Genomic DNA, 4,081 nt, shown 5'->3' on the forward strand with positions numbered 1-4,081 from the left:
AGTTAAGTAGTCGGACATAAATTCTGTTGTCTATCTTAAGAAATGTAAATTGCCGCAATTCTTACTGACGACCGACTCCTTACCCTACAGTTAACTTTACTTTTGTCCAACTACTTAAAAGAGTCCGATGAATCGACAAAGACGGCAAAAATCAAGACAATTTTCTCCCCCCAGATATTCTATCTTTCCCCCGGAACAATGGCGATGGGGAGTGACTTCTCTGGTGATTAGCTTGGTCTTGTCCCTACTGATTTTAAAACTGAATACCTCTAGTCTCTCCACTGCCACCATAAATATTTTTAATCCCTCCACTGTGGGGGAGAATTTAGCCGGTAAGAGCCTAGATGAGTTAGAAAAGCAGAAAATCGCCGAATTTTTGCAAATTGCCCCGCCAGAAACCGAATTAACCCTCGATCGCACTCCCTTGTTTATTCTCCACGATACAGCTTGGAGTATGACTGCGGGTAACATCGAAGAACAGAAAAAATATGCTCGCGGTCCGATGAAATTGGGCCCCAATGTTTACATCCCCCGCAAACAGAATTCCAAGGATAGAGACATTTTAGACTCGATCGCCCGGCCTTTTTTTGAACGTCACCGTCCCACGGCCACTTTTTATGAACAAGCGGCCGAAATGCTGCCCGCAGACACCAGAGATCAATTAGTGCGTCAACTGTGGCAACTTACCCCAGAAACTATCCGCGTCAAGGGTTTTGCACTTGCTTTAGAGGGTGTTCCTTTGAGTACGCGATCGGCTCCTGAGTTAGAAAAAAGAGCAAGAATTTGGTTAAATACGCCTTCAGAAGCCGTCTTTAGGCGTTTAGTCAAAGAATATCCCACAAATTACTTTGATGGGGCAAAAAGCACCGCATTATGGGCAACAGAAGCGATTTGTCAGCAGCTATCTCACCCTAATTGCGATCGCTTGCGACCAGTTTTTGCCGAAAGAAATCGTCGGGTTATCTCCAGCGTTAACATTGAACTGGTACAAGCGCCGGGATCCCACTGTTTGACCAAAGGACGCTTGCAACCCCTCCCCGGTTACAGCGATTTTCAATACCAACAAACGGCGAAATATTATCTCCTAGCAGCCTTACAAACGGGACAATTACCGCAAATTGTCAGCCATTTTGCCGTGGATAGTTTTCTGATTAATCAAGGAAAATATCCCCATTGTGACCCCCGGGGTTTTGATCTACAACGTCTCTACAATCTCATCAGTCAAGCTTTGGATTATGACCCCGGCACTGTTTATGGCATCGTCCCTCGTTACGGCACAAATATTCTAGCCGGTGATAATATTTGGTGGCATAATCGAGTTTTTGACCAAGCAAATTTACCCACAACTTTAAATTAGACCTGATCATTTAGAAATGTCCACTTCTCCCAAAGCTTCTAGATAGGCAATCGCCGCTTCTAAAGGAGAATCGTAGCCATAGGAAAACTCCTCAAACCAGCGTCCTTCCTCCGATTTAGCATCCAATTTATCTAACCATTGCTTCGCCTTTCTAGTTAAAGCTTCTCGCTTGCGCTGCTGTTTTAATGCCGCCGCTTTTTCTTTTTCCGCTGCCTCCTGTTGTTGCCTTTCTTGGTTTTCTAAGGCTAAAGCTTTTAAAAGCGCATCGGTAGCAGAATCGCTGGTATAATTAACCTTAAATTCAGCCAGGGAACGATCTTTTTCTTGGCGAGAAGAAGGGGACGGCATCGGTTTTTCCTGATCCCGTTTCTGGTATTCTGCCTTCATTTGTGCCAGTAAATCTTCTATTTCTCCCATAATGATCAAGTTAGAAAGTAAAAAGTTAAAAAGCGGGTTTCCTTATTTTTCCAAACGCACTAGATACCATTGTAAATAACCCTCCTCACCCAGGTCCAACTCGCAGTAATTATCGCGCAGATAGAGAGATTTTTCCTCAAAACTAGAGAATTTCGCCAATTGTCGGGGACAAATCTCCGGTTTTGCGGTGATTAAATCTTTTAACTTATCCCGCAACTGGTCGGGAGTCTGGAATTGTTCAGGTTGATCGGCCTCAAGGACAAGAAAATAGTCCCCTTGATACATAATAGAATCGGGCATCGCTGTTTGATAGTCTCAGTAGAAAAATTTTTTGGCTATCTTTATCACTTTATCGCCTCAACGCTCGATCGACACCACCACTATGACAGACCATCTCACCAATCCCTTTCTCAGTCTCCCTTACGAAAGCGCCATGCAGGACTTGGGGGACCAATACTACGATCAAGTTGCGGCTGCGGATTTTCCCAGTCATATCCTTCGTTTTCGCAATGATGCTTTATTACCTTTGGTGGGAATTCAGCCAGAATTAACCTTAGATGAGCATTTTATCGAGGCTTTTGGTAAATTTCAATCCCTGAACCCCTTTTTGGCCCTGCGTTACCACGGTTATCAATTTGGCGAGTATAATCCTTTCTTGGGAGATGGTCGCGGTTTTCTCTACGGTCAAGTTAGGGGTATTGATGGCAAATTATACGATTTTGGTACGAAAGGATCGGGACGGACCCCCTATTCCCGTCATGCGGACGGTAGGTTAACTCTCAAGGGTGGAGTTAGAGAAGTCTTAGCCGGGGAAGCTTTACGGGGTTTAGGGGTGAATACCTCTCGCTGTCTGAGTTTGGTGGAAACGGGGGAAGCTCTCTGGCGCGGCGATGAACCTTCCCCGACGCGATCTTCGGTGATGATTCGAGTTAGTAATTCTCATATTCGTTTTGGGACTTTTGAGCGTTTATTTCATATTAAACGTAGCGATTTAATTAAAAGACTCCTCGATCATGTGATTATTTATTATTATCCTGAAATCGATCCCCAAGATAGCGATCGCTATTTAAAATTTTACGCCGCTTTGATTGAAAGAACCGCTAAATTAGCAGCCCAATGGATGGCCGCCGGTTTTTGTCATGGGGTTCTCAATACCGATAATATGTCAATTACCGGGGAAAGTTTCGATTATGGTCCCTACGCTTTTATTCCTTCCTATAACCCCCAATTTACGGCGGCCTATTTCGACTACGGTGGTCGTTATAGTTATGGTAATCAGCCTTTTATCTGTCGTTTAAATCTAGAGTTACTGCAATCTCCCCTGGCCATGGTCGTCTCCTTGTTAGAGTTAGATCTGGCTTTGGCTAACTATGACCAGCATTACAATTTTTATTATCAAAAAATGATGCTCAAAAAGTTAGGTTTTGAGGATATTTTTACTCCCGAATCCGCTTTACTGGTCAGCAAAACCGTGGAAGTTCTCCAAGAAACTGGCCTCGGTTATCACGACTTTTTCTATCAATTAAGTGAACAATTTAATTACGGTTGGCGAGAAAATAGTTCTCTAATTATTGAAAATATGGATTTACCAAAAGCTGATTGGCAACGTTGGCGAGAGTTATATAGTTTGGTCTTAAATCAATCACCCCCAGATTCCTTGTCTCAAATTGACGACACTTTAAAGCATTATAATCCTAAAACTGCTTTACTTAGACCGCTAATCGAATCGGTTTGGGAAGCAATTACCTCTAAAGACGATTGGCAACCTTTCCACGAATTAGTGATAAAATTACAAAATAAACAGTAATTAAGTAATAAGTAGTGGTGCAAAATTAATTTCTTGGTTAGGAGAGGCAAGAGGCAAGAGGCAAGGGGCAAGGGGCAAGAGGCAAGAGGCAAGAGGCAAGAGGTAGTTAAATATGTGTAATTAATTATCTCTAGCTACTTATTCAGGTCATTTCCTGAAATGCGTTGGACAAAAATTGACCAGACTTGGCGATCAATGTTTCCCTTCTAACCATTAAGAGTGTCAAAATAATAGTAAAATTTTGTGACAAAGTCCAGTCAGATCTAAGAATCTTTGATAGAACTCTAGAAGGATTCTGTGATCAGTCTCCTTAAAGGAGGTTGTTTGCAGTAAGCTAATCTGGCTAACACGCTTTTGGGCGTGATATAGGGAAAAGTCCTGGCGATTGCGCTTAAATAGAGTGATATGCCGAAAGTTGACCCATATTGTTACTCTGGAGAGTGTTATACAGAAAGTTTCTGTATAATATGTAGTTAGACAATATCAATAGAGAGAGACTA

At 42.6% G+C, this 4,081-nt stretch carries 4 protein-coding genes; 2 read left to right on the forward strand and 2 right to left on the reverse strand.

All coding sequences use genetic code 11. The features are described from left to right. Positions 1–127: 127 nt before the first annotated feature. Positions 128–1,357: a hypothetical protein gene (locus tag PX636_RS17545; protein ID WP_288118085.1), complete on the forward strand. Its 1,230-nt coding sequence runs from the start codon at positions 128–130 to the stop codon at positions 1,355–1,357. Positions 1,358–1,363: 6 nt separating this feature from the next. Here the strand turns inward: PX636_RS17545 and PX636_RS17550 are convergent, their stop codons facing one another. Both PX636_RS17550 and PX636_RS17555 read right to left on the reverse strand, forming a co-directional pair. Further along, entirely contained in the window at positions 1,364–1,774 is a 411-nt protein-coding gene (locus PX636_RS17550) for a salt stress protein, Slr1339 family (protein ID WP_288033461.1), read from the reverse strand. Positions 1,775–1,816: 42 nt separating this feature from the next. Next, complete coding sequence (locus PX636_RS17555) at positions 1,817–2,074, reverse strand: CRR7 family NDH-1 assembly protein (RefSeq protein ID WP_004162451.1); 258 nt, start codon at positions 2,072–2,074, stop codon at positions 1,817–1,819. Positions 2,075–2,156: 82 nt separating this feature from the next. Between PX636_RS17555 and PX636_RS17560 the strand changes: the two genes are divergently transcribed. Further along, positions 2,157–3,581, forward strand: a complete 1,425-nt coding sequence (locus PX636_RS17560; protein ID WP_502882897.1) for a protein adenylyltransferase SelO — start codon at positions 2,157–2,159, stop codon at positions 3,579–3,581. Positions 3,582–4,081: the final 500 nt, after the last annotated feature.

It is taken from the genome of Microcystis sp. M53598_WE2, from assembly GCF_030067735.1.
In the GTDB taxonomy this organism is placed as follows: domain Bacteria; phylum Cyanobacteriota; class Cyanobacteriia; order Cyanobacteriales; family Microcystaceae; genus Microcystis; species Microcystis aeruginosa.

Coding starts and splice junctions, on each gene's coding strand:
- PX636_RS17545 (WP_288118085.1), top strand. CDS start 128: ATGAATCGACAAAGACGGCAAAAATCAAGACAATTTTCTCCCCCCAGA.
- PX636_RS17555 (WP_004162451.1), bottom strand. CDS start 2,074: ATGCCCGATTCTATTATGTATCAAGGGGACTATTTTCTTGTCCTTGAG.
- PX636_RS17550 (WP_288033461.1), bottom strand. CDS start 1,774: ATGGGAGAAATAGAAGATTTACTGGCACAAATGAAGGCAGAATACCAG.
- PX636_RS17560 (WP_502882897.1), top strand. CDS start 2,157: ATGACAGACCATCTCACCAATCCCTTTCTCAGTCTCCCTTACGAAAGC.